The organism is Mesorhizobium sp. B283B1A (assembly GCF_020165735.1).
GTDB classification, from domain to species: Bacteria; Pseudomonadota; Alphaproteobacteria; order Rhizobiales; family Rhizobiaceae; genus Mesorhizobium; species Mesorhizobium opportunistum.
In genome coordinates, this window is the sequence record NZ_JAIUIQ010000030.1 from 1 (window position 1) to 24,573 (window position 24,573).

21 protein-coding genes are annotated in these 24,573 nt (G+C 63.7%); 8 read left to right on the plus strand and 13 right to left on the minus strand.

The genetic code is table 11. From position 1 onward, the window contains the following. Positions 1 to 230 precede the first annotated feature (230 nt). From LB577_RS22905 to LB577_RS22940, 8 genes are all read right to left on the minus strand, one after another. Positions 231 to 1,658: a gamma-aminobutyraldehyde dehydrogenase gene (locus LB577_RS22905; protein WP_224688666.1), complete on the minus strand. Its 1,428-nt coding sequence runs from the start codon at positions 1,656 to 1,658 to the stop codon at positions 231 to 233. A gap of 115 nt (positions 1,659 to 1,773) precedes the next feature. Then, entirely contained in the window at positions 1,774 to 2,589 is an 816-nt protein-coding gene (locus LB577_RS22910; RefSeq protein WP_224688668.1) for an ABC transporter permease, read from the minus strand. Then, a complete protein-coding gene (locus LB577_RS22915; protein ID WP_224688670.1) occupies positions 2,579 to 3,544 on the minus strand; it encodes an ABC transporter permease in 966 nt (321 codons plus the stop codon). The genes LB577_RS22910 and LB577_RS22915 overlap by 11 nt, the downstream gene beginning before the upstream one ends. A 223-nt stretch (positions 3,545 to 3,767) precedes the next feature. Then, a complete protein-coding gene (locus LB577_RS22920; protein ID WP_224688672.1) occupies positions 3,768 to 4,766 on the minus strand; it encodes an ABC transporter ATP-binding protein in 999 nt (332 codons plus the stop codon). A 179-nt stretch (positions 4,767 to 4,945) separates the two neighbouring features. Beyond that, positions 4,946 to 6,100, minus strand: coding sequence for an ABC transporter substrate-binding protein (locus tag LB577_RS22925; RefSeq protein WP_224688673.1), 1,155 nt, complete (start codon positions 6,098 to 6,100; stop codon positions 4,946 to 4,948). A 136-nt stretch (positions 6,101 to 6,236) separates the two neighbouring features. Next, positions 6,237 to 7,148: a LysR family transcriptional regulator gene (locus tag LB577_RS22930; RefSeq protein ID WP_023766348.1), complete on the minus strand. Its 912-nt coding sequence runs from the start codon at positions 7,146 to 7,148 to the stop codon at positions 6,237 to 6,239. Between the two features lie 81 nt (positions 7,149 to 7,229). Next, the gene (locus LB577_RS22935) at positions 7,230 to 7,847 is read right to left on the minus strand and encodes a DedA family protein (protein WP_224688674.1); all 618 of its coding nucleotides are present in this window, start codon (positions 7,845 to 7,847) and stop codon (positions 7,230 to 7,232) included. Further along, on the minus strand, positions 7,844 to 8,344 hold the full coding sequence (locus LB577_RS22940; protein WP_224688676.1) for a class I SAM-dependent methyltransferase: 501 nt from the start codon (positions 8,342 to 8,344) through the stop codon (positions 7,844 to 7,846). The genes LB577_RS22935 and LB577_RS22940 overlap by 4 nt, the downstream gene beginning before the upstream one ends. Before the next feature lie 388 nt (positions 8,345 to 8,732). On the opposite strand from LB577_RS22940, the gene LB577_RS22945 reads away from it, so the two are divergent. Both LB577_RS22945 and LB577_RS22950 read left to right on the plus strand, forming a co-directional pair. Continuing rightward, the gene (locus LB577_RS22945) at positions 8,733 to 9,407 is read left to right on the plus strand and encodes a response regulator transcription factor (RefSeq protein WP_224688678.1); all 675 of its coding nucleotides are present in this window, start codon (positions 8,733 to 8,735) and stop codon (positions 9,405 to 9,407) included. Positions 9,408 to 9,417: 10 nt separating this feature from the next. Then, positions 9,418 to 10,779, plus strand: coding sequence for a sensor histidine kinase (locus LB577_RS22950; protein ID WP_224688680.1), 1,362 nt, complete (start codon positions 9,418 to 9,420; stop codon positions 10,777 to 10,779). Between the two features lie 124 nt (positions 10,780 to 10,903). Here LB577_RS22950 and LB577_RS22955 read toward each other — a convergent pair whose 3' ends face one another. Then, a complete protein-coding gene (locus LB577_RS22955; RefSeq protein WP_224688682.1) occupies positions 10,904 to 11,680 on the minus strand; it encodes a DeoR/GlpR family DNA-binding transcription regulator in 777 nt (258 codons plus the stop codon). A 421-nt stretch (positions 11,681 to 12,101) separates the two neighbouring features. On the opposite strand from LB577_RS22955, the gene LB577_RS22960 reads away from it, so the two are divergent. From LB577_RS22960 to LB577_RS22970, 3 genes are all read left to right on the plus strand, one after another. Beyond that, positions 12,102 to 12,989, plus strand: a complete 888-nt coding sequence (locus tag LB577_RS22960) for a phosphotransferase family protein (RefSeq protein ID WP_013891401.1) — start codon at positions 12,102 to 12,104, stop codon at positions 12,987 to 12,989. Beyond that, a complete protein-coding gene (locus LB577_RS22965) occupies positions 12,986 to 15,439 on the plus strand; it encodes an FAD-dependent oxidoreductase (RefSeq protein ID WP_224688684.1) in 2,454 nt (817 codons plus the stop codon). The genes LB577_RS22960 and LB577_RS22965 overlap by 4 nt, the downstream gene beginning before the upstream one ends. A 71-nt stretch (positions 15,440 to 15,510) precedes the next feature. Next, the gene (locus LB577_RS22970) at positions 15,511 to 15,939 is read left to right on the plus strand and encodes a hypothetical protein (RefSeq protein ID WP_224688688.1); all 429 of its coding nucleotides are present in this window, start codon (positions 15,511 to 15,513) and stop codon (positions 15,937 to 15,939) included. A gap of 25 nt (positions 15,940 to 15,964) precedes the next feature. On the opposite strand, the gene LB577_RS22975 is transcribed toward LB577_RS22970, so the two are convergent. After that, positions 15,965 to 16,597 (minus strand): class I SAM-dependent DNA methyltransferase, encoded by a 633-nt coding sequence (locus tag LB577_RS22975; protein WP_224688690.1) that lies wholly within the window; start codon positions 16,595 to 16,597, stop codon positions 15,965 to 15,967. Between the two features lie 98 nt (positions 16,598 to 16,695). Here LB577_RS22975 and LB577_RS22980 point away from each other — a divergent pair, with 98 nt between their 5' ends. Then, positions 16,696 to 17,598: a phosphotransferase family protein gene (locus tag LB577_RS22980; protein WP_224688693.1), complete on the plus strand. Its 903-nt coding sequence runs from the start codon at positions 16,696 to 16,698 to the stop codon at positions 17,596 to 17,598. Here LB577_RS22980 and LB577_RS22985 read toward each other — a convergent pair. Then, the gene (locus tag LB577_RS22985) at positions 17,595 to 18,518 is read right to left on the minus strand and encodes a DMT family transporter (protein ID WP_224688695.1); all 924 of its coding nucleotides are present in this window, start codon (positions 18,516 to 18,518) and stop codon (positions 17,595 to 17,597) included. The two genes, LB577_RS22980 and LB577_RS22985, sit on opposite strands and share 4 nt — an antisense overlap. A 107-nt stretch (positions 18,519 to 18,625) precedes the next feature. Next, on the minus strand, positions 18,626 to 19,906 hold the full coding sequence (locus LB577_RS22990) for an amidohydrolase family protein (RefSeq protein ID WP_224688697.1): 1,281 nt from the start codon (positions 19,904 to 19,906) through the stop codon (positions 18,626 to 18,628). A 150-nt stretch (positions 19,907 to 20,056) separates the two neighbouring features. Between LB577_RS22990 and LB577_RS22995 the strand changes: the two genes are divergently transcribed. After that, positions 20,057 to 21,811, plus strand: a complete 1,755-nt coding sequence (locus tag LB577_RS22995) for an ABC transporter ATP-binding protein (RefSeq protein ID WP_224688699.1) — start codon at positions 20,057 to 20,059, stop codon at positions 21,809 to 21,811. Between the two features lie 168 nt (positions 21,812 to 21,979). On the opposite strand, the gene ilvD is transcribed toward LB577_RS22995, so the two are convergent. Further along, the gene (ilvD, locus tag LB577_RS23000; protein WP_224688701.1) at positions 21,980 to 23,824 is read right to left on the minus strand and encodes a dihydroxy-acid dehydratase; all 1,845 of its coding nucleotides are present in this window, start codon (positions 23,822 to 23,824) and stop codon (positions 21,980 to 21,982) included. Positions 23,825 to 24,088: 264 nt separating this feature from the next. Between ilvD and LB577_RS23005 the strand changes: the two genes are divergently transcribed. Further along, entirely contained in the window at positions 24,089 to 24,556 is a 468-nt protein-coding gene (locus LB577_RS23005; protein ID WP_224688703.1) for a VOC family protein, read from the plus strand. Positions 24,557 to 24,573: the final 17 nt, after the last annotated feature.

The following is a 24,573-nucleotide window of genomic DNA, read 5'->3' on the forward strand; positions in this document are numbered from 1 at the left end:
CCGAGCCGAAAACCCCTCCGTATTGCCCTTGCCTTCTCCTCTCACGCCCGGAGATCAATAACGCAACGGGCCCCTTGCGGGAGAAGGTGGATCGACGCGTCAGCGTCGAGACGGATGAGGGGTGTTCCAGCTTGGCGCCAAGCTACCCCTCACCCGGATTGCCAACTGATTTGCGAAGGGCAAATCGGGGCAATCCGACCTCTCCCACAGGGGGAGAGGTAGAAGCGCTACTACCCATGCGCCACCATCACGTGGCGCACCGCGGTATAGTCCTCCAAGGCATAGAGCGACATGTCCTTGCCGTAGCCGGACTGCTTCAGCCCGCCATGCGGCATCTCGTTGGTCAGCATGAAGTGGGTGTTGATCCAGGTGCAGCCATATTGCAGGCGGGCGGCCGTCGCCATGGCGCGCGAGACGTCCTTGGTCCACACGGACGACGCCAGGCCGTAGTCGCTGTCATTGGCCCAGCCCACCGCCTCGGCGACTTCCGTGAACCGAGTGACCGAGACGACCGGGCCGAAGACTTCTCGGCGCACGATCTCGTCCTCCTGCAGCGCGCCGGCAACGACGGTCGGCTGATAGTAGAAGCCGGTGCCCTCGCCCGGCTTGCCGCCCGTGGTGATCTCGATATGCTTCAGTTCCGAGGCGCGCTCGACGAAGCTCGACACGCGGTCGCGCTGGCGGCGTGAGATCAGCGGCCCGATCTCGTTCTCGGTATCATCGGGCAGATTGTACTTGATGGTCGACACGGCCGAGGAGAGATCGGCGACGAGCTTGTCGTAGATTTTCTTGCCGGCATAGATGCGGCAGGCGGCGGTGCAGTCCTGGCCGGCATTGTAATAGCCGAAGGCGCGCAGGCCTGCGACGACGGCGCCAAGGTCCGCGTCGTCGAAGACGATGACCGGCGCCTTGCCGCCGAGCTCCAGATGCGTGCGCTTGACCGACTTGGCGGCGGCCTGCAGCACCTTCTTGCCGGTGGCGACGTCGCCGGTGATCGAGATCATGTTGACCTTGGGGTGGTTGATCAGCGTGTTGCCGACGCTGTCGCCACGGCCGAGCACAACATTGACGACGCCTTCGGGCAGGATCTCGGCCAGGATTTTCGTCAGCTTTAGTGCCGTCATCGGCGTCTGCTCAGACGGCTTGAAGACGACGGTGTTGCCGCCGGCGATCGCCGGCGCGACCTTCCAGGCCATCATCATCAGCGGATAGTTCCAGGGCGCGATCGAGGCGACGATGCCGATCGGGTCGCGCCGCACCATCGAGGTGTGGCCAGGCAGATATTCGCCGGCGACGACGCCCGGCATCGAACGCACGGCGCCTGCAAAGAAGCGGTAGCAGTCGACGATTGCCGGGATCTCGTCATTGAGCACGGAATTGATCGGCTTGCCGCAGTTCAGGGCTTCGAGAGTTGCGAATTCCCTGGCTTCGGCTTCGATACGGTCGGCGATCTTGAGCAGATAACCCGAGCGCTGCGCCGGCGTGGTGCGCGACCACAAGACGAACGCCTGTTCGGCCGCCAATACCGCTGCCTCGATCTGCGCCTGGCTGGCCTCGGGCAGGTTGAGGATGGTCGCCCCGGTCTTCGGATTGAGGATCGGCTCCTCGGCGTCCGTGCCCTTCTCGAATTTCGAGCCGATCAGCATCTGGGTGTCCATTGGGTTCCTCCTTGGACGGAAGTGAGTAGTGAGTAGTGAGAGTATAGATCAGGTCTGACCGGGTTTTTGCTGCTCACTACTCACTACTTACTTGGCTACTCCCTAATTCGCTGTTTCATTTCCCGCTTCCGGCGATCTGGTCGCCGTCGCGGGTCAGGTAATAGGCAAACAGGATAGGCAGCAGCGTCACCAACACGACGACCATGGCCACGACATTGGTGACCGGGCGCTGGCGCGGACGGATCAGCTCCTCCAGCATCCAGATCGGCACGGTCTGCTGCTGGCCGGCGGTGAAGGTGGTGACGATGACCTCGTCGAACGAAAGCGCGAAGGCCAGCATGCCGCCGGCAAGCAGCGCGGTGGCGATGTTGGGCAGCACGACATGCCGGAAGGTCTGGAAACCGTCGGCGCCGAGATCCATCGACGCTTCGATCATCGAACCGGAGGTGCGCCGGAAACGGGCGACCGCGTTGTTGTAGACGACGACCACGCAAAAGGTGGCGTGGCCGAGCACGATCGTCCAGAACGAGAAGGGAATGTCGGCCAGCGCGAAGGCCGACCGCAACGCAATGCCGGTGATGATACCGGGCAAGGCGATTGGCAAGATGACCAGCAGCGAGATGGTCTCGCGGCCGAAGAATTTGGTCCGCGACACCGCGGCGGCGCAGAGCGTGCCGAGGATCAAAGCAATCGCGGTCGAGATGGCGGCGACGCGCACCGAAAGCGACAGTGCTTCCCAGACATCGGGCCGGTTCCAGGTGACGGCGAACCACTGCATGGTGAGCCCTGGCGGCGGCCAGACGAAGCTCTTCTCTTCCGTGGTGAAGGCGTAGACGAAGATCAGCAGGATCGGCAGATGCAGGAAAAGCAGGCCGCAGGCGGCGGCGATCTTCAGGCCGAGCGAAGCCGTTTGGCCGCGATCAGAGCGCATCGAAGGCTCCCATGCGTTTGGCGCCCCAGAGATAGAAACCCATGATGACGATCGGCACCACGGTGAAGGCGGCGGCGAGCGGGATGTTGCCGGCGGTGCCCTGCTGCGAATAGACGGCCTGGCCGATGAACAGGCGCGAGGTGCCGATGATCTGCGGGATGATGTAGTCGCCCAATGTCAGCGAGAAGGTGAAGATCGAGCCGGCGACGATGCCGGGCAGCGCCAGCGGGAACAGCACGTTGCGGAAGGTCTGGCCCGGCGAGGCGCCGAGATCGGACGAGGCCTCGACCAGATTGCCGGGCACGCGTTCGAGCGCCGCCTGAACCGGCAGGATCATGAAGGGCAGCCAGACATAGACGAAGACGATGAAAGTGCCGGTGAACGACACCGACAGCGAATTGCCGCCGACGACCGGCAACGACAGCCAGGCATCGAGCAGCCACAGCAAATGCAGCTTGGCGAACAGCCAGGTGAGGATGCCTTCCTTGGCCAGGATCAGCTTCCAGGCATAGATCTTGACCAGGTAGCTCGACCACAGCGGCAGCATGACGCCGAGATAGAACAGCGCCTTCCAGCGGCCGCGCGCATAGCGTGCGGCGTAGTAGGCGATCGGAAAGGCGACAATGGCCGAGGCCAGCGTGACCAGTGCCGCCATCGTCACGGTGCGCAGGATGATGTCGAGATTGGCCGCCTGGAACAGGTCGCCATAGGTCTTCAGCGTGAACTCCCGGTTGATGAGGCCGGAGAACTCGTCGATCGAGAAAAAGCTCTGCGCCAAAAGGGCGAACAGCGAGCCGATATAGACGATGCCGAGCCACAGCACCGGCGGCAGCAGCATGAGCAAGAGCAGGAGTTGCGGCCGGCGCCAGAAGAGGTCGGAGAGCGCGCCACGCAAGCCGCCGCTGCCGGGCAGGATGGCGGGGGCGGGATTGGCGTTGAGGGCGACGATGGTCATGACGCCACTCTGTGTTGAAGGGGATTATGCGAGAAGCCGCGCTCTACGTCGCCCCCCTCTGTCCTGCCGGACATCTCCCCCTCTAGGGGGGAGATTGGCAATTTCTCGGTCTCGCCAGTTCTGCGACGTTGGAAGCTGGCGAAACCCGAAATGGCAGCCGATCTCCCCCCTAGAGGGGGAGATGTCCGGCAGGACAGAGGGGGGCGCACGGCGCAAACCTTCCTCATGCCGGCTCATCCATCAGATGCAGGTGCTCGCGGTTGAAGGTCAGCACCACGGCGTCGCCTTCCGCTGGGAGGGCCGCGCCGGCCGGCACGATGGCATGCAGCTTCAAGCCATCTGCATCGAGCGCCAGCCTGGTGGTGGCGCCGAGATAGTTGGTCGAGACCAGTCGTGCGGCGACGCCTTCGCCGCTTGCGGCGCGGCCGACACGAACGGATTCGGGGCGCAGGCTGCCCCAGCGGTGCTGGCCGGAATAGCGCTGGACGAAATCCGGCGGCAGCACGTTGGACGAGCCGACGAAATCAGCGACGAAGCGCGTCTTCGGCCGCTGGTAGATGTCCTCCGGCGTGCCGATCTGCATGATCTTGCCGTCATTGAAGACGGCGACGCGATCGGCCATCGACAGCGCCTCGCCCTGGTCGTGGGTGACGAATACGAAGGTGATGCCGAGCGCCTTCTGCAGCGACTTCAGCTCTTCCTGCATGTTCTCGCGCAATTTCAGGTCCAACGCACCGAGCGGCTCGTCGAGCAGCAGCACCTTGGGCTGGTTGACCAGCGCGCGGGCAAGCGCGACGCGCTGGCGCTGGCCGCCGGAAAGCTGGCCGGGGCGGCGGGCGCCATAGCCGGGCAGGCGCACCAGCGTCAGCGCTTCCTCAGCCGCCTTGTGCCGCCCAGCCTTGCCGACACCCTTGACCATCAGCCCGTAGGCGACATTGTCGAGCACGTTGAGATGCGGGAACAGCGCATAATCCTGAAACACGGTGTTGACGTTGCGGCGATAGGGCGGAACACCCTCGGCGCGCTCACCGAAGATCGAGATTGAACCCGCAGTCGGCTGCTCGAAGCCGGCGATCAGGCGCAGGCACGTGGTCTTGCCCGAACCCGACGGCCCGAGCATGGCGAAGAACTCGCCCGGCACGATGTCGAGATCGACCGCGTCGACGGCGCGAACGCTGCCGAAATGGCGGGAAACCTTCTGGAAGGAAACGGCTGATGTCATGGCTGCCAGTCTGTTTTGCCGGGTCAAACAAGGACGAATTCACGCGCCGCTTCACCTCCCCCTCGATGGGGGAGGTCGCGGCGAAGCCGCGGGTGGGGGTGATGGCGCGGACCTATCTGACAGGCCCCCACCCCGACGCTGCGCGTCGACCCTCCCCACAAGGGGGAGGGTAAGAGAACTCACCGTCCGCCGATGACGCCGATATAATCCGATACCCAGCGATAGTAGGGTACGCACTGGTTGTTCTGGGTGGCGCATTTCGAGACCGGCGTCTTCCAGAACTTGATCTTGTCGAAATTGTCGTAGCCGTTGGTCTTGCAGCCTTCCTCGCCGAGCAGCTCGTTGCCCTTGCAGGCGGCGGGCACCACGGGGAGCGATCCGAACCAGGCCGAGACGTCGCCTTGCACCTTGGGCGACAGCGAATGTTCGAGCCACATATAGGCACAGTTCGGGTGGGCCGCGTCGGCTTCCATCATGGTGGTATCGGCCCAGCCGGTGACGCCTTCCTCCGGCACGGTCGAGGCGACCGGCTTCTTGGCGGCGATCAGCGTGTTGACCTGGTACGGCCATGAACCCGAGGCGACGACGCCTTCATTCTGGAAATCGTCGACCTGGATGGCGGCATCGTGCCAGTAGCGGCCGACCAGCGTGCGCTGCACGCGCAGCAGGTCAAGGGCTGCCTTGTATTGGTCTTCGTTGAGCTCGTAGGGATCCTTGATGCCGAGTTCCGGCTTGTGGAACATCAGATAATTGGCGGCGTCGGCGATGTGGATCGGTCCGTCATAGGCCTGGACGCGGCCCTTGTTGGATTTGCCGTCGGGCAGCTTCATCTCCTCGAAGACGACGTTCCAGCTCTTCGGCGCTTCCTTGAAGACCTCGGTGTTGTACATCAGGATGTTCGGTCCCCACTGGTAGGGAACGCCGTAGTGGACCTTGTCGACGGTGAACCAGGGCGCGTCCTTCAGCCGGTCGTCGACCGCCTTCCAGCTCGGGATGAGATCGGTGTTGATCGGCTGCACGCGCTTGCCGGCGACGAGGCGCAGCGACGCATCGCCCGAAGCCGTGACGAGGTCGAAACCGCCCTCGTTCATCAGCGAGACCATCTCGTCCGAGGTGTTGGCGGTCTTGACGTTGACCTTGCAGCCGCTTTCCTTCTCGAAGGCGGTGACCCAGTCATAGCCCTTGTCGGTCTCACCGCGCTCGATATAGCCCGGCCAGGCAACGATGTTGACTTCGCCTTCGCCCTTGCCGAGTTCCTTGACCTGGGCGATGGCCTGGCCGGAGAAGGCCAGCGCGACCGTCAGCGCCGTGCATGACTTCAGGAATGAATTCATCATCGATCTCCCATTTGAGGGGCCGCGCTGCTGTGACGGCTTTGTTCCCTGTACGGAAAGTGCTCGGAAAACTCCGGTTTCGCAAATTCATTTATCAGAAGGGCGGTATCGGTTTTTCCGATAGATGCACAGCTGCTCAGAGGCGCTGGCGGACCATCCGCTGCGACTGGGCAAGCCCGATGAAATCGCGCGCCGCCTGCGGCAGGCCTGAGCCACGCCGCCAGACCATGCCGACCTGCACCACCGGTAAGGAGCCGGAGATATCACGCGATTCGATGCGGTCGCCTTCCAGCGACCATGGGCGGTAGACAAGGTCGGGCAGCAGCGCCACGCCGGCGCCAGTGGCGACCAGGCTGCGCACGGCTTCCACGGAACGAGTGCGGAAGGCGACATGCGGCCTGGCGCCGATAGCCGTCAGCAGCTTGCCGGTGTTCTCCTCAATCTCGTCGACGGTGAGCATGATCAGCGGCTCGGAGGCGATGTCGCCGATGCCGATGATGTCGGCGCCAGCCAAGGGATGGCCGAGCGGCAGCCACAGGCGATAGGCCGAGACCTCGAGGATTTCCGATTGCAGGGCGGTGCGGTCGCGCAAATTGGACGTGACCATGACGGCTATGTCGAGCTTGCCGCCGATCAGGAGATGCTCGAGGTAGTCGCCATTGTCCTCGATGGCCGAGACCTCGACGCCCGGATAGGCTCGGCGGTAGCGGGAAAGCAGATCCGACAGCACATAGCCGGCGACCAGCGAGGTGACGCCGAGCTGCAGCCGCCCGCCGGTCGCGGCCTGCTCGCCGGAGAAGGAGCGGCGGGCATCGGAAACGTCGGCGAGGATCTTGGTCGCGTGGCGCAGGAACTGATGGCCCTTGTGGGTGATGTTGAGGCCGCGCGGATGGCGTTCGAACAGTTCGACGCCGAGATCGCTTTCGAGCTCTTTGATCGCCTCGGTGACGGACGATTGCGAAATGGAGAGGTTCTGTGCCGCGCCCGAGACAGTGCCCTGCTCGGCGACGGCAATGAAGAACTGCAGCTGGCGGATGGTGAAAGCCATGGCCGGACTAAACACCGGCGGCCGAGCGAAGGAAAGCCGATGGCGGAGCTTATCCCATGGCTGGAGACCGTCGCCGCGCGCTCAGCCGAGCGCCAGCTTGATGCGTCGCCGGCACGCAGGGCCATAGCGTAGTGCCATCATGAAGACCGTCTCCAGCGCAACCACGATGACAATGATGCGGAAACCCACCGTGAGCGAATCCTGGCCGCTGCCGCGCAAGAGATAGCCGGTCATGAGAAAGCCGGCGTTCCAAAGTGCCGCGCCAAGCAGCGTCGCAGCCGCGAAGGGCAGAGCAGGCAGGCAAAGCGCACCGGCCGCGATCGGCAGGTAATTGCGCACCGTCGGGATGAACTGCGCCAGCAGGGACACCCGGACGAGGTTGCGCCGATAGGTCTGACCGAGCCTGTGGTAGGCCGCGGGACGCAGGAAGACATATCTCCCGAAGCGATCCACCAGCCCATCGGCACGGTCCGAGCCGATCCGGCGGCCGACTGTATACCAGACAAGGCAGCCGCTGGTGGAGGCAAGCGTCGTCACCATTAGCAGGGTCAGCAGTGTCGTGTCATCCGGCGCGGCCGTCATGCCGAGGAACAGCAGCAGCACATGCGAGGGCGGAACCGGCAGGATCTTTTCGGTGAAGGCGAGGCAGAAGACCCCCAACAGGCCGAAGCCGAGAATGGCCGACAGCGGGCCGGTCATGCGAAACGCCAGTCATAGGTCCTGACGGTCTTGATCCTGTCGATGCGATAGACGGTTGCCGGCGGGAAATTGCGAAAGGTGTGGCCGACCCGGGTGACCTGCAGATCGAGCCGGTCGAGCAGCGACTGGTCGAACGGGCAGCGCCGGCCAAGCGTGAACTGATAGAGCGCCCCGCTCGGGCGAAGGTTCGCGAAGACACCTTCGAGAATGGCAAGCGTCTTGCGCGGCGAAATCAGGCGAAAGGGCAGCCCACTGACGGCCGCACCAACCACGGGCCTCTGGAAGAGCGACAGATGGCGCAGACCGACGGCATCCGTCTCGATAATCCGGGCGGCGGGAAAGCGACGCGTGAGCAGCGCTGCAAAATCCGGATCGGATTCGATCAGTGTCAGATCCTCCTCCTGCACCCCGCGCGACAGCAGCGCCCGTGTGAAGGGCCCGGTTCCTGGACCGAGTTCCAGCACGGGTCCCGTCTCGGGTCCGATATCGCGCGTCATCAATGCCGCCAGGCTGGAACTGGACGGCGTGACGGAGCCGATTCTGAACGGCGCAACGGTCCACGCCATGAGAAAAGACAAAGCATCGTTTGCAGACATAACCAACCTCAATCCCGACAGCCCCGCGCGACAATCGGTTGGCGTGGCCACTTGTTTCCTGTTCAGCGTCGGACCCGAACCTGTTGCGTATTCGGGCCCGACGCCTTGATGCCGGCATGGCGGTTCGTGCCGACTGGCGCTGTTTGCCGCGACTGGATTGCATAGGCATTGCGCAATATCGCGGATGCAAAGAAAACTCTTGCAGGCCTCAGACCGTTCGGCTTTGCCATGTTTGCGCAATCTTGGCGCTGTAGCGCCCACAGCTGTGTCGTTACCCCGGGGATGGTGCATGCGTATCTTGCTAGTCGAAGACGAACCCGAGATGGTCTCGGCGCTGCGTGCCGCGCTTAAGCGTCATGACATGGTGGTCGATCACGCCGGCACATTGCTGGAGGCGGAGGGCTTCGTTGCCGTCGACAGCTACGATGCAATCCTGCTCGACCGCCAGTTGCCGGATGGCGACGGGCTGTCGCTGGTGCCGAGACTGCGCTCGGCAAAGAACACGACGCCCGTGCTGGTGCTGACGGCGAGGGGCGACACATCGGACAAGGTCGATGGGCTGGACATGGGCGCCGACGACTATCTGGCGAAGCCGTTCGCCTTCGAGGAACTGCTGGCCCGCTTACGCGCGCTGCTCAGGCGCCCTGCGCCGCTGCAGTCGCAATTTATCCGCGCCGGCCATCTGGTGCTCGATGCCGGACATCGCGAGGCCGCGATCCACGGCGAGCCGCTCAGCCTGCCGCGGCGCGAACTCTTGGTGCTGGAGGCTCTGATGCGGCGCACCGGGCGCATGGTGCAGCGCGAGGCATTGATGGAAGCGGTGTTCGGCCTCGACGACGAGATCCAGTCCAACGCGCTCGACACGCATGTCTCGCGCCTGCGCCGCAAGCTGGCCGATGCAAACAGCGGCGTGACGATCAACGGCATTCGCGGCGTCGGCTATCTCCTGCGCGAAACGACATGAGCGCCAAGCGATGACCCTCAGGCGCCCGAGTTCGCTCAAATGGAGCCTGGTGCTGCGCATTGCCGTTTTGCAGTGCGCGATGCTGACGTTGATCATTGCCGGCATTGTCGGCGCGTTACTGGCCACCGGCCTCATCCCACATGACTATGAGGACGGCAGCATGGATGTGCTGGCCGACTCGGTAGCGCGTGATGCAGGCGGCAAGCTGATCTTGCGCGAGACTTCCGATCTGACGAAGCTGCGATCCAATGTCCCCGACCTCTGGTTCATCATCCGCGACAAGCAGGGGCAGCGGTTGCAGGAGGGCACGGTGCCGGCCATCTTCCAGCCTTTCGCCGGACTGCTGGACACCATCAGCGATGCCCGTGTCAACAGTTCCATCGGCGAGAGCGCGCCGCCGGAGGCAAAGATCCGCTGGACCGACACGGCGGCCGGCAACGTCCAGATCTTCACCGGGACCAAGGGCGGGCTTTCGCTGCTGCGTCTGCTCGGACAGACCCCGCAATTCTTCCTGCGGGGAATATTGCCGCTCGCCGGACTGATGGCGCTGGCCACATTGTTCGCCACCCCCTGGGTGGTGCGCGGCGCGCTGTCAGGCCTTGGCCATGCCGCAGCCGAGGCCGAACGCATCGACATCGACCAACGCGGCGTGCAACTGCCGCTGAAGGATGTGCCGAGCGAAGTCACACCGCTGGTCAAGGCGGTGAATGCAGCCCTTGCGCGGCTCGACAAAGGCTATGAACGCCACAAGCGTTTCCTGACCGACGCCGCCCATGAACTCAGGACACCGGTCGCGATCCTCAATACGCGCCTGGCCTCGCTGCCGGCGACCCCGGAGCGGGCACGGCTGCTGCAGGATGCGGCACGGCTTTCGACGCTGACCGACCAGCTGCTCGACCTGCAGCGCCTCGACCGGCAGACATCGCCTTTCGAAAAGGTCGACCTGGTGGCGATCGCGCGCGGCGTCATCGTCGATCTGGCGCCTATGGCGTTCTCGGCCGGATACGAGATGTCGTTCGAGCCGGAACGGGACACGGTTTTCGCCACCGGCGATCGCACCGCGATCGAACGCGCGGTGACCAACCTCGTCCAGAACGCCATTGAGCATGGCGGCCGCGCGGGCAAGATCACCGTCAGCGTCACAATGCCCGCTGTCATCATGGTGCGGGACGAAGGCGACGGCGTGCCGCCGGGCGAGCGTGAGCGCATTTTCGAGCCTTTCTACCGGCTGCGCCCTCAGGATCATGGCGCCGGGCTCGGCCTCAACCTGGTGCAGCAAATCATGCAATTGCATGGCGGACGCATCGAGATCCTCGACGGCAAGCCGAGCGGTGCCTGCTTTCGGATGAGTTTTCGCGCTTTGCCCGCATAGGTATGACCGCAGGCGGCCATCGAGGCACAACATCGCCTTCGCCGTATCGGGCGGAACTTTCGCGGGCGTGTACGCCCACCAGTCGCTGGTCTTTTGCCAGAACTCCGGGGCTAGAACCCCGGGGCTAGAACCTGGCGGCGTCGCCGGCGACGCTGAGCCGCGCGCCGGCCTGTGCGAGGGCGGCGGCAATGTCACCCGGCGGTGAGCGGTCGGTGGCGAGTTCGGAAAAGCCGTCGAAGCCGCAGACCTGGACCAGGCCCTGGCGGCCGAACTTCGTATGGTCGGTGACAACAAGCGAGCGCTGGCCGCGCGACAGCACCATGCGGGCGAATTCGGCCTCGTCCAGATCGTAATCCATGACGCCCGTCACCGCGTCGACGGCGCCGGTGGAGATGACGGCGTGGCTGACCGAGAAACGGCTGACGAACTCGATGGCCGAGGCACCGAAGGCGGCACCGGAATCGCTGCGCAACTCGCCACCGGCCATATAGACTTTGTTGCCGTTGATGGTGGCCAGCGTGCGGGCGATGTCGGACGAATTGGTGACGACCGTCAGCCGCCGGTGGCCGAGCAATTCCCGCGCCAGGAATGAGGTCGTGGTGCCGGTGTCGAGCATGATCGATTCACCGTCGCGGATGGTGGCGGCGACCATGCGGGCAATGACGCGCTTGGCATCGGCATTCTCGCGCATGCGCCGTTCGAAAGGCGCTTCGCCGACCATCGAAGGCAGGCCGATGGCACCATGCATCTTCAGGACCGAGCCGTCGCCGGTGAGCGGCTTGACGTCGCGGCGCACGGTTTCGAGTGAAACGCCCAGCCGGTCGGCGAGGCTGGCGATGGTGACGGTGCCCTCCTCCTGCAGCAGCCGCAGGATTTCGCCGTGGCGTTTCGAATGGACCATCTGGTTTCCCGGGTTCAGAACTTTGACCGATTCTAAGGTAATTGAAGCGGTTTTAAAGGAACTGTCCCTTCATTTCGGGCAAAATACCCAAAAAAGGTCACATCTTTTTGTTGACAGCCGGGCAACCTTGGCGTGAAATTCAATGTCAGAGGGTTCGGAGCTGCAACGGGAGGGCGATGGCAGAGCCGGAACTCGCAGAGCCAGACAGCTTGGCATGTGGCTGGCGCAAGGAATTTTCAGATCCGCGGGGGCGGATGCCGGGCTCAAAAACCCGGCCACGGGGCTCGTCGGTGCGGTGCGGGATACCGATCCTGGCGTCCCGCACCGACGAGATTATCCGCGTTTCTCCCCCTGTCGTCGCGCTGCCCCGTAGCGCCTCGTCGAAACCCAGCAAACCAGGCCATCAACCAGGGATAACTCCGTGATTGCAGAAGACCGCATCCGTGCCCTGCCCTGCTGGACCGGGGCCATCGAGATCGCCCCGCTGCCCGGCGGCCTGAGCAACGCCAATTATGTGGTCAGCGACGCCGCGGGACGGCATGTCGTGCGCTTTGGCCAGGACTATCCCTTCCACCATGTCTTCCGCGAGCGCGAGGTGATGACCGCGCGGGCCGCGCACGCCGCCGGTTTCGCGCCGGCGGTGCACTATGCCGAACCGGGGATCATGGTGACGGCGTATCTTGGCGCCAGGACCTATCTGGCCGACGATGTGCGCGCCAATCTTGGCCGGGTCGCTGCCCTGATGCGCGGTTTCCACCGGGAGATGCCCAACCATATCTCCGGCGCCGGCTTCATGTTCTGGGTGTTCCACGTCATCCGCGATTATGCACGTACGCTGGAGGAAGGCGGCAGCCGCAAGCGCAGCGAACTGCCGCACCTGCTGACACTGGCGGACGAACTGGAGCGCGCTCAGAAACTGCTGCCGATCGTCTTTGGCCACAACGATCTGTTGCCGGCCAACATTCTCGACGACGGCAACAGGCTGTGGCTGATCGATTTCGAATATGCCGGTTTCAACACGGCGATGTTCGACCTTTCCGGCGTTGCTTCGAATGCCGGCATGAGCGATGAGGAATCCTTCGCTTTCCTGACCGCCTATTTCATGAAGGAGCCGGACGAGGCGATCCGCCGCTCGCACGCGGCCATGCAATGCGCCTCGCTGCTGCGCGAGGCGATGTGGAGCATGGTGTCGGAACTCTATCTCGACGCGCCGGGCATCGACTACGTCGCCTATACCGAGGAAAACCTGGTGCGGCTCGACGCGGCGCTGGAAAACTACCGGACAAAATACGGGATCCTGAAATCATGACATTGCCTGGCCATGCCGCGATCGTCGTCATCGGCGGCGGCATCATCGGCTGTTCGACGGCCTATCATCTGGCGCGCGATCACAAGGCCGACGTGGTGCTGCTCGAGCAAGGCAAGCTGACCTCGGGCTCGACCTGGCACGCCGCCGGCCTGGTCGGGCAATTGCGCTCGTCGGCCTCGATCACGCGCGTGCTCAAATACTCGGTCGAACTCTACAAGGGACTGGAGGCCGAAACCGGCCTTGCCACCGGCTGGAAGATGACCGGCTGCCTGCGGCTCGCCACCAATGCCGACCGCTGGACCGAATACAAAAGGCTGGCGACGACGGCGAAAAGCTTCGGCATGGACATGCAGCTTTTGTCGCCGGCGGAGGTCAAGGCGATGTGGCCGCTGATGGAAACCGGCGATCTCGTCGGCGCCTCCTGGCTGCCGACCGATGGCCAGGCGAGCCCCTCGGACATCACGCAGTCGCTGGCCAAGGGCGCGCGCATGCATGGCGCGAAGCTTTACGAGGATGTGCGCGTCACCGGTTTCGAGATGAAGGACGGCCGCATCACCGCGGTGAAGACCAACAAGGGCGACATTGCCTGCGACAAGGTGGTGAACTGTGCCGGGCAGTGGGCGCGGCAAGTCGGCGCCATGGCCGGCATCAACGTGCCGCTGCAGCCGGTGAAACACCAGTACATCATCACCGAAAAGATCGCTGGCCTGGCGACCGACGCGCCGACCATTCGCGACCCCGACCGCCGCACCTATTTCAAGGAGGAGGTCGGCGGGCTGGTGATGGGCGGCTACGAGCCCAATCCGCAGGCCTGGAGGACCGATCTGCCCGGCGGCGACGTGCCCGACGATTGGGAATTCCGGCTGTTCGACGACGATTACGATCATTTCGAGCAGCACATGACGCAGGCGATCGCGCGCGTGCCGGCGCTGGAAACCGTCGGCGTCAAGCAGATGATCAACGGGCCGGAGAGCTTTACGCCGGACGGCAATTTCATCCTCGGCACGGCACCGGAATGCGCCAACATGTTCGTCGGCGCCGGCTTCAACGCGTTCGGCATCGCGTCCGGCGGCGGCGCCGGCTGGGTGCTGGCGCAATGGGTGGTCGATGGCGAGGCGCCGCTCGACCTGTGGGTGGTCGACATCAGGCGCTTTTCCAACTTGCATCGCGACCGGCAATGGGTGTGCGACCGCACGCTGGAAGCCTATGGCAAGCACTACACGATCGGCTTCCCGCATGAGGAATATGCCAGCGGCCGGCCGCGCATCGTCTCGCCGCTTTATGAGCGGCTGAAACAGCGGCAGGCCGTGTTCGGCTCGAAGCTCGGCTGGGAACGGCCGAACTGGTTCGCGCCAGAGGGCGTCGAACCGCGGGACATCTATTCCATGGGCCGGCAGAACTGGTTCGCGGCGGTCGGCGACGAACACCGGCATGTGCGCGAAAAGGTCGGCATTTTCGACCAGTCGTCCTTCGCCAAATACGAGTTGAGCGGGCCCGATGCGGCGAGAGCGCTTGACTGGATCTGCGCCAACGACGTCAGCAAGCCGACCGGCCGGCTGACCTACACCCAGCTTCTCAACACGCGCGGCGGCATCGAGGCCGACCTGACCGTGGCGCGGCTGGCCGAGGAGACATTCTACATCGTCACCGGCACCGGGTTCCGCACCCACGATGCGTCGTGGATCAGCGACCATATCGGCGAGGGTCTCGATGCCACGCTTGCCGATGTCACCGAGGATTTCGGTACGCTGTCGCTGATGGGGCCCCGGGCGCGCGACGTGCTGGCTGATGTGACCGATGCGGACGTGTCGAACACAGCATTCCCGTTCGGCCATGTCCGGGAAATTGCCATTGCCGGCCACACGGTGCGGGCGTTGCGCGTCACCTATGTCGGCGAACTCGGCTGGGAGTTGCATGTGCCGATCGCGGCCACCGGCGAAGTCTTCGACGCGCTGATGGCGGCCGGCAAGAGGCACGGCATCCGCCCTGTCGGCTATCGCGCGCTGGAATCGCTGCGGCTGGAAAAGGGCTATCGCGCCTGGGGCTCCGACATCACACCCAACGACACGCCGCAGGAAGCCGGGCTGGGCTGGGCGGTCAAGCTGCGCAAGAACACCGATTTTGTCGGACGGCGCGCGCTGGAGAAGGCCAACGGCACGGCATTGACGAAGCGCTTTGCCGGCTTCACGGTCGATGATCCCGACATCGTGCTGCTCGGACGCGAGACCATCCTGCGCAATGGCGAGCCGGTCGGCTATCTGACCAGCGGCGGCTATGGCTACACGCTGGGCAAGAACATCGGCTACGGCTATGTGCGCAACGCCGATGGGGTGAGCGACGATTTTCTCGCCTCGGGCGACTATGAACTGGTCGTGGCCATGGAGCGGGCGCCAGCCAAAATCCATCTCGGGCCGATGTACGATCCGGCAGGCATTAGGCTCAGGCTTTAACTCGAATTATCGGGCGCCATATTTTTGCCGTATTCTAAAGATTACTTCCCAACGGTCATGGAGGTGGTCTAATGAAGCTGTCGGATGCCGAGGTGAAGAGAAGTGGAGCCACTTCAAAGTACGTAAACCACGAAACCAACAATGTTGACGTTGAAGGCCGTGCCGGAGCGCTGAAACTTCGCTTTAACATTAAGTCAAAGGGTGGTGGAACTACCGAGCTTTACGTGAGCATTGGCCCGAAGGATTTCGATACGATCGCCAGCGCGTTGAGTATGGCCAATCGTTCTGCAGCTACGTTGTCGATGGCAAAGGAACTTTCGAAGCAGATTAGTCTGCAATCCTCATACGATACAAAGATACGAAAAGCCGCGTTTGAGGAATTTACAAACCAAGCCCGAAAAAAATACGAAGCAGCAGCGAGTGATACCGAAGACCTAGACTACCTTGTCTTGCAGAAAGTGAAAAAGATTTCTGCCGAACTCACAGACGGTAAAGCATAGCGGCAGAAGATAAGTCTCGTTGAAGCTATAACCTTTTGACTACCAACCCACGGCTGGGCACGGTGTCGGCCTCGCCCGGCATGGAGACGTAAGGCCGCGTTTCCTCGACGCGGGTGACGAGGCCTTGCGCCTCGAGTTCGGCGATGCGCGCGGCAAAGCCTTGATCCCAGAGCGTGTTCTTGACCGTCAGCACGACGATGCCGCCGGGCCGGCAGATGCGGATCAGTTCGTCCAGCCCTTCGACGCCGACATGGCCCGAGGTGAAGACGCCGGCCGAGACGATGCCGGCATAGGCATCATCGGCAAAGGGCAGCTTGCCGCCAAGCGCCAGGCAATGCAGCGCCGAATAGACGCCCTTGCGGGCAGCCTGATCCAGCATGCCTTGCGAGATGTCGAGCGCCTCGACCTCAGGATAGCCTGCAATGTTCAACCATTCGCCGATGAGCCCGGTGCCCGCGCCGGCGTCGAGCAGCGGGACTGAGCCGCGCGGCAGATGGCGGGCCAGCAAAGCAAGGCAGATCGTCGGATGGCGGTAGCCGGCGGCCGACATATCGGCATCATAGGTTTGCGACCAGCGGTCATACAGTGCAGCCACTTCCTCGGGCCGTGTCGCGGCATAGGCTGCGCTGAGCGCGCCCAGGTGTTTATCGTCCGTCATGCTTTCTCGCCCGATCGAGTTGCCTTCGATCGGATGATAGCCAAACGGCGAAAATTGTGGAACCGTTGCGGCGAGAAATAACCGCGTGGGGCGAAGGCATGGTGACGGACGAGGCGCGGGCGAAACTTGCCGCAATTCCGATGCTGGCCGGCTATACCGGGCCGCTGGATCGGCTCGGCGGCCTCACCAACCTGGTCTTCAAGGCCGGTGCGTTTTGCCTGCGCATTCCCGGCAAGGGCACGGAAGAGTATATCAACCGCGCCAATGAGGCGGTGGCGGCGTGCGAGGCAGCCAAGGCAGGCGTAGCCCCCGAGGTGCTGCATGTCGACCCCGGCACCGGGATGATGGTGACGCGCTTCATCGCCGGCGCCGAGACGATGTCGCCGGAGAAATTCAAGGCCCGGCCGGGCAGTCCGGCGCGTGCCGGCGAGGCCTTCCGCAAGTTGCATGATTCGAGCGCCGTATTCCCGTTCCGCTTCGAACTGTTTGCGATGATCGACGATTATCTCAAGGTGCTGTCGACCAAGAATGTCGCGCTGCCCGCCGGCTATCACGATGTGGTGCGCGAGGCCGAGACCGTGCGATCGGCGCTTGCCGCGCATCCGCTTCCCGTCGTCGCCTGCCACTGCGATCCCCTGTGCGAGAACTTTCTCGATACGGGAGAGCGGATGTGGATCGTCGACTGGGAATATTCCGGGATGAACGACCCGCTCTGGGATCTCGGCGACCTCAGCGTGGAAGGCAGATTCGATGCCGCGCAGGACGAGGAGATGATGCGCGCCTATTTCGGCGGCGAGGCGACGCCGGCGGAGCGCGGCCGCGTCGTCATCTATAAGGCGATGTGCGACCTATTGTGGACGCTGTGGGGCCTGATCCAGCTCGCCAACGACAACCCGGTCGACGACTTCCGCGCCTATGCCGACGGGCGGTTTGCCCGCTGCAAGGCGTTGATGGAGACGCCGGAGTTTTCACGGCACCTGGCGGCCGTGCGTAGGGGCTAGTTCACGCCCTTCGGCACGTTTTCCGGCGGCACCTTAGTCTCGACCACTTTCTGGCGGTGGAAGATGAACAGGCCGGCGAGCACCACGATGCCGGAGCCGATCAGGATACGCGGGGCGGGAACGTCGCCGAAGAACGCCAGTCCGAACACCACCGCCCATAACAGCAGCGTGTAGTGCAGCGGCGCCAGCGTCGAGGCCGGCGCCAGCTTGAGCGCCCTGGTGATCATCAGATGCGCGCCGCAGGAGACGATGCCGAGCAGCAGCATGGCGCCGAAATCGAGCGCCGACGGTGTCTGCCATGCGCCGATGGTCATTACGCCCCCGACCGCCAGCGTGCCGATGGTCTGCCACGTCACCAGATTGGTGTCGCTGGTGCCGCGCAGCCGGCGGTTGAGGATGATGGCAAAGGCAAAGGCGATGCTGCCGACGAGCGCGAAGCCCGACGACAGCGAAAACGCCGCCGAAGACGGTTTTAGCATGATCAGCACACCGCAGAAGCCGAGCAGGATCGCCGCCCAGCGGCGCCAGCCGACCTTTTCGCCCAGCAGGAAGTGCGACAGCGCGGCGACATAGATCGGCCCTGCCATGTAGAAGCTCATGACATCGGCGAGCGGCAGATAGACGACGGCGGCGTAGAATAAGGCTGTGTCCAGCGTCGTCGCCACCACGCGCAGGATCTGCAGCCCGGGCCGCTCCATCTGGAACAGTCTGCCGGCGCCCTGGTTGGCGATCATCGGACCAAGCACGAAGAAGGCGCCGATCGACCGGATCAGCACCACCTGGCCAACGGAGAAGCTCGCGACCAGCCACTTGCCCATCGCATCGTTCAGCGCAAACAGGAAATCGCCGGCCAGCATCAGCAGAATGCCGGCCAGAAGCACGTTCCTGATCGTGGAATTTTGCGCCACGGGTTGCGTCATGCCGATCCCGATTCCTCCCTTTTCGTAACTGCGTCCTAGACGGAAGCGGCCACTTTGACGAGGAGAATCCGGGAAAGGGCGAGACCAGAACCGGGAATCGACTGGGCCTACCCGGCCTGATGCCTGCGGTTGACCGTTGCCGGCCGGCCGGGGATGGACAGCCTGGTGTCCTGCCTTGTCCTTTCCGCCACCACCTTGCCCCTGGCGATGACGCAAATGCGCTCGGCGCGCAGGCGCAGGGCCTCGATCGGGTTGCCGGCGTCGAGAATGACTAGGCTGGCGCGCTTGCCGACCGCCAGGCCGAGATGATCGAGCCCCATGATCGCGGCATTGACGCTGGTGACCATGTCGAAGCAGCGCGCCATGTCGGCCGGGCTCGACATCTGGGCCACATGCAGGCCCATGAAGGCGACGTCGAGCATGTCGGCGGTGCCCAGCGAATACCAGGGATCGAGCACGCAATCCTGGCCCCAGCCGACGCGGATGCCCAGCGCCTGCATCTCCTTGACCCGGGTCAGGCCGCGGCGCTTCGGGAAGGTGTCGTGGCGCCCCTGCAGCATGATGTTGATCAGCGGGTTGGGAATGGCCGCCACACCGGCCTCGGCAATCAGCGGCAGGAGCTTCGAGACATAGTAATTGTCCATCGAATGCATCGAGGTGAGGTGCGAGCCGGCGACCCTGCCCCGCAGGCCGAGGCGCTGCGTCTCATAGGCCAGCTGCTCGATATGGCGCGACAGCGGGTCGTCGGTCTCGTCGCAATGCAGGTCGACCATCAGGCCGCGTCTTGCCGCGATCTCGCAGAGTTCGGTCACCGAGCGCGTACCGTCGGCCATGGTGCGTTCGAAATGCGGGATGCCGCCGACCACGTCGACGCCCATGTCCAGCGCGCGGATGGTGTTTTGGCGTGCCGTCGGCGAGCGATAGAAGCCGTCCTGCGGAAAAGCCACCAATTGCAGGTCTAGGTAAGGGGCGATGGTCTTCTTGACGTCGAGCAGGGCCTCGACTGCCAGCAGCCGGTCGTCGCAGACATCGACATGGGTGCGAATGGCGAGCAGGCCCATCGACACCGCCCAGTCGCAATAGGCGAGCGCCCGGTCGCGCACCGCCTCATGTGTCAGCAGCGGCTTCAGTTCGCCCCAGAGCGAAATACCTTCGAGCAGCGTGCCCGACGCGTTGATGCGCGGAATGCCGTAGGAGAGCGTCGCGTCCATGTGGAAATGCGGGTCGACAAAGGGCGGCGACACCAGATTGCCATACGCATCGATTGCCACACCGGCGGTGACATTCAGTTCGGGCTCGATTGCCGCGATTGTCTCACCGATAATGCCGATGTCGGCGATGGTGCCGTCAGGCAGTGTTCCGCCGCGCACGATAAGGTCGAAATCCATCGTTCGTCATCCCCTGAAGAATCACTCTGGCATGGTGGCGCAAAAGGCACCATGCCACAGCCGTTTCTTGCCGACCGTTGCGGACAGTTCCCTCCGGCGGCAACTCCCTCTATAAGCCGCCTTCGTCCTCCCGGCATCAAGGATCAGCCGTTGTTTCGTTTCTTCCGTTCGACGGAAAACCAGCGCCTCGTCGCAAGGCTGCTCAAGGAATCTTTCCGGCAGCACAGGGTCGGCTACGGCGCCGCCATCCTGTCGATGCTGGTGGTGGCCGGCATGACGGCTGCCAGCGCCTGGATCCTGCGCGAAATCACCAATGAATTCGTGATCGACAAACGGGTCGACCGCGTCAATATGATCGCCTTGGCGGTCGCCGGAATCTTCGTCGTCAAGGGCTTCGCCAATTTCGTGCAGGCCTATTTCATGAGCCGGGTCGGCAACGCCATCATCGCCGAGCGGCAGCGCAAGATCTACGATCGCATCCTGGCGCAAGGCATCGAATTCTATCATTCGACCTCGTCGTCCGACCTGATCACCCGCATGACCAACAATGCCCAGGCGGCGCGCAACGTGCTCGACCTGATCGTCACCTCCTATGTGCGCGATCTGGTGACCTTGGCTGCCCTGATTGGGGTCATGGTATGGCAGCAGCCGGCGCTGTCGCTGATCTGCTTCGTCGTCGGCCCAGTCGCCATCTATGGCGTCAACCGCATCCTGAAGCGTGTGCGCAAGTTCGCTGCCATGGAGTTCCGCTCGGTCGGCCAGATCGTGCAGGTGATGCAGGAAACCGCGATCGGCGTGCGCGTGGTCAAGTCCTTCAACCTCGAAGGCCTGATGCGCAAGCGCATGTACAAGGCGGTTTCAGACGTCGAGGACAGGGCCAACAACATCGCCGCGCTGGAAGCGGTGACCAGTCCGGTGATGGAGACGCTGGCCGGGCTGGCGATCGCCGGTGCGGTCATGGTGAGCGGCATGCTGGTTCTGCAGGGCGGCCAGATGCCCGGCAACATCATGGCCTTCATCGCGGCGCTGCTGCTGGCTTATGAACCGGCAAAGCGGCTCGCGCGCGTGCGCATCTCGCTCGAAAGCGGCATTGTCGGCGTGCGCATGATGTTCCAACTCGCCGACGAACCGCTGACGCTGGCCGAAAAACCGGATGCGAGACCGCTTCTGCCCGGACCGGGCGAGATCCGCTTCGATGCCGTCAGCTTCGCCTATCAGAATGGCCCGCCGGTGCTGGATCGGTTCGACCTGACCCTGGCGCCCGGCAAGATGACGGCGCTGGTCGGGCCTTCCGGCAGCGGCAAGTCGACGATCTTGAACCTGATCATGCGCATGTACGACCCGCAGGGCGGCAAGGTGCTGCTCGACGGCCAGGACATCTCTCACGCGACGCTCGCCTCGCTGCGGGAAAAGATCGCGTATGTCAGCCAGGATACGTTCCTGTTTGCCGGCACGATCATGCACAACATCCGGCTCGGGCGGCAGGACGCGACCGACGAAGAGGTGGTCGCCGCCGCCAGGGCGGCCAACGCGCATGACTTCATCATGGCGCAGGCGAAAGGCTATGAGACCGATGTCGGCGAGAATGGCGGCCTTTTGTCCGGCGGCCAGCGCCAGCGCATCTCGATCGCGCGCGCCATGCTGCGCAATGCCGAAATCCTGCTTCTGGACGAGGCGACCAGCGCGCTCGATGCCGAGTCGGAAGCCCTGTTCCGCGACGCGCTGCAGCAACTGACCGAAGGCCGCACGACGATCGTCATCGCGCACCGCCTGTCGACGGTTCACCAGGCCGACACGATCGTGGTGCTGGAAGGGGGCAAGGTGGTAGAGAGCGGCCCACACCGGACCTTGCTCAAGCAGGGCGGGCTGTATCAGAAGCTTTATGAATATCAGCTGATGCCGTGAGGCGCTTCTTCCTTCTCGCCTTGCGGGAGAAGGTGGCCTCGCGTAGCGAGGTCGGATGAGGGGTGCTCCAGCTTGGCGCCGCTGGCACTCCGTCACCCCACCCCTCAACCGTCTCGGCGCTGCGCGCCGATCCACCTTCTCCCACATGGGGAGAAGGAAGAATCCACGCTACTCCGGTACGTGTCTCACCGCGCCCTTGTCGGCGCTGGTGGCGAAGGCGGCGTAGGCGCGGAGCGCCGTCGTCACCTTGCGCTTGCGCTTTTCCTCAGGCTTCCAGGCCAGGGGGCCTTTTGCCTCCATTGCAGCACGCCGGGCATCGAGCTCTTCATCACTGACCGCCAGGCGAATGGTGCGGTTGGGGATATCGATCTCGATCGTGTCGCCCTCCTGCACCAGCCCGATCGTGCCGCCTTCCGCCGCTTCCGGCGAAGCATGGCCGATCGACAGGCCCGATGTGCCGCCGGAGAAGCGGCCATCGGTGACCAGCGCGCAGGCCTTGCCGAGGCCTTTCGACTTCAGATAGCTGGTCGGGTAGAGCATTTCCTGCATGCCGGGGCCGCCGCGCGGGCCTTCATAGCGGATGACGACGACATCGCCAGCCTTGATCTCGTTGGAGAGGATCGCCTTGACCGAGGCATCCTGGCTTTCGAACACGCGGGCCGGCCCGGTGAATTTCAGGATCGATTCATCGACGCCCGCCGTTTTCACGATGCAGCCATCGAGTGCCAGATTGCCCTTGAGCACGGCAAGACCGCCGTCCTTCGAGAATGGCGTCTCGGCCGAGCGGATGACGCCTTTCTCGCGATCGAGATCAAGGTCGTCCCAGCGACGATCCTGGCTGAAGGCGACCTGCGTCGGCACGCCGCCGGGTGCTGCTAGGAAGAAATCGCGGACGTTCTGGCTCGTCGTGCGGGAAATATCCCAATGGTCGAGCGCTTCGCCGAGGCTTGATGTGTGCACCGTCGGCAGGTCGCGGTTGATCAGCCCGGCATTGTCGAGCTGGCCGAGGATCGCCATGATGCCGCCAGCGCGGTGAACGTCTTCCATGTGGACGTCGGACTTGGCCGGCGCCACCTTGCAGAGCACCGGAACACGCCGCGACAGCCGGTCGATGTCCTCCATCGTAAAGTCGACCTCGCCCTCGTGTGCCGCGGCCAGGATATGCAGCACCGTGTTGGTCGAGCCGCCCATGGCGATGTCGAGCGTCATGGCGTTCTCGAAGGCGCCTTTCGAGGCGATGCTGCGCGGCAGTGCGGTCTCGTCGTCCTGTTCGTAGTAGCGCTGGGCCAGATCGACGACGAGATGGCCGGCCTCGACGAACAGCCGCTTGCGGTCGGCATGCGTCGCCAGCGTCGAGCCGTTGCCTGGAAGCGACAGGCCGAGCGCCTCGGTCAGGCAGTTCATCGAATTGGCGGTGAACATGCCCGAGCAGGAGCCGCAGGTCGGGCAGGCCGAGCGCTCGATGACCTTGACGTCCTCGTCGGAGATCTTGTCGTCGGCGGCCGCGACCATGGCATCGACCAGGTCAAGCGCCTGCGTTTTGCCGGCGAGCACCACCTTGCCGGCCTCCATCGGCCCGCCGGAGACGAAGACGGTCGGGATGTTGAGGCGCAACGAGGCCATCAGCATGCCGGGGGTGATCTTGTCGCAATTGGAGATGCAGACCATGGCGTCGGCGCAGTGCGCATTGGCCATGTATTCGACGGAATCGGCGATCAGCTCGCGCGACGGCAGCGAATAGAGCATGCCGTCATGGCCCATGGCGATGCCATCATCGACGGCGATGGTATTGAATTCCTTGGCGACGCCGCCGGCCTTCTCGATCTCGCGCGCGACCAATTGGCCAAGGTCCTTCAAATGGACATGGCCTGGCACGAACTGGGTGAAGGAGTTGACCACAGCGATGATCGGCTTGCCGAAATCACTGTCCTTCATGCCAGTGGCGCGCCAGAGGCCCCGGGCGCCGGCCATGTTGCGGCCATGAGTGGTGGTGCGGGAGCGATAGGCAGGCATGTTTTTTCCTTGGTGGCTGGCCGCAGCCGAGGAAGGGCGCGGCGGCGCTGAATTCGGATCGCAGGCGTTATAGACGCGCAAGTCCGGTCTGGCCACAATTTTGCTATGCGCCAGATTCCGCGAAAAACCGGATATCGCAAAAAATTGCAGGCCGCTGTCGGATCGCTCGGCGCGTGGCCGTCCTTGGGCAGACGGCAGGAATGGCACCATTCTCGGAGTCAGCCGTTTCCCTGTAACAGCAAAGAGCAAACCGAGGAGCACGACATGCAAAAGATCACCACCTGCCTGTGGTTCGACGGCCAGGCCGAAGAGGCGATGAATTTCTATGTCTCCATCTTCAAGAATTCGAAGGTGCTGAGCGTGATGCGTTGGCCCGAAGGCCACGCCGATGAAGGCAAGGTGCTGGTGACCACGTTCGAACTCGACGGCGTGCCGTTTCAGGCGCTCAATGGCGGGCCGCAATTCAAGTTCAACGAGGCGATGTCACAGTCGATCGATTGCAAGACGCAGGAAGAGGTGGATTATTTCTGGGAGAAGCTCACCGAGGGCGGCGAGCCCGGCCCCTGCAGCTGGCTGAAAGACAAGTTCGGCGTCTCCTGGCAGGTCGTGCCGGAGCAGCTGCCGAGGCTGCTTCAGGATCCAGACCGGGCCAAGGCCGGCCGGGTGATGTCGGCGATGATGAAGATGGGCAAGATCGATATTGCGAAGATCGAAGAGGCGGCCAGGGGGTGAGTTGAGGGTTGATCCTT

Bases quoted from the DNA above. Each gene is read 5' to 3' on its own strand.
- LB577_RS22910 (WP_224688668.1), bottom strand. From the start codon at position 2,589: ATGCGCTCTGATCGCGGCCAAACGGCTTCGCTCGGCCTGAAGATCGCC.
- LB577_RS22945 (WP_224688678.1), top strand. From the start codon at position 8,733: ATGCGTATCTTGCTAGTCGAAGACGAACCCGAGATGGTCTCGGCGCTG.
- LB577_RS22965 (WP_224688684.1), top strand. From the start codon at position 12,986: ATGACATTGCCTGGCCATGCCGCGATCGTCGTCATCGGCGGCGGCATC.
- ilvD (WP_224688701.1), bottom strand. From the start codon at position 23,824: ATGCCTGCCTATCGCTCCCGCACCACCACTCATGGCCGCAACATGGCC.
- LB577_RS22935 (WP_224688674.1), bottom strand. From the start codon at position 7,847: ATGACCGGCCCGCTGTCGGCCATTCTCGGCTTCGGCCTGTTGGGGGTC.
- LB577_RS22940 (WP_224688676.1), bottom strand. From the start codon at position 8,344: ATGACGCGCGATATCGGACCCGAGACGGGACCCGTGCTGGAACTCGGT.
- LB577_RS22980 (WP_224688693.1), top strand. From the start codon at position 16,696: ATGGTGACGGACGAGGCGCGGGCGAAACTTGCCGCAATTCCGATGCTG.
- LB577_RS22930 (WP_023766348.1), bottom strand. From the start codon at position 7,148: ATGGCTTTCACCATCCGCCAGCTGCAGTTCTTCATTGCCGTCGCCGAG.
- LB577_RS22950 (WP_224688680.1), top strand. From the start codon at position 9,418: ATGACCCTCAGGCGCCCGAGTTCGCTCAAATGGAGCCTGGTGCTGCGC.
- LB577_RS22915 (WP_224688670.1), bottom strand. From the start codon at position 3,544: ATGACCATCGTCGCCCTCAACGCCAATCCCGCCCCCGCCATCCTGCCC.
- LB577_RS22990 (WP_224688697.1), bottom strand. From the start codon at position 19,906: ATGGATTTCGACCTTATCGTGCGCGGCGGAACACTGCCTGACGGCACC.
- LB577_RS22975 (WP_224688690.1), bottom strand. From the start codon at position 16,597: ATGACGGACGATAAACACCTGGGCGCGCTCAGCGCAGCCTATGCCGCG.
- LB577_RS23005 (WP_224688703.1), top strand. From the start codon at position 24,089: ATGCAAAAGATCACCACCTGCCTGTGGTTCGACGGCCAGGCCGAAGAG.
- LB577_RS22905 (WP_224688666.1), bottom strand. From the start codon at position 1,658: ATGGACACCCAGATGCTGATCGGCTCGAAATTCGAGAAGGGCACGGAC.
- LB577_RS22955 (WP_224688682.1), bottom strand. From the start codon at position 11,680: ATGGTCCATTCGAAACGCCACGGCGAAATCCTGCGGCTGCTGCAGGAG.
- LB577_RS22970 (WP_224688688.1), top strand. From the start codon at position 15,511: ATGAAGCTGTCGGATGCCGAGGTGAAGAGAAGTGGAGCCACTTCAAAG.
- LB577_RS22985 (WP_224688695.1), bottom strand. From the start codon at position 18,518: ATGACGCAACCCGTGGCGCAAAATTCCACGATCAGGAACGTGCTTCTG.
- LB577_RS22925 (WP_224688673.1), bottom strand. From the start codon at position 6,100: ATGAATTCATTCCTGAAGTCATGCACGGCGCTGACGGTCGCGCTGGCC.
- LB577_RS22920 (WP_224688672.1), bottom strand. From the start codon at position 4,766: ATGACATCAGCCGTTTCCTTCCAGAAGGTTTCCCGCCATTTCGGCAGC.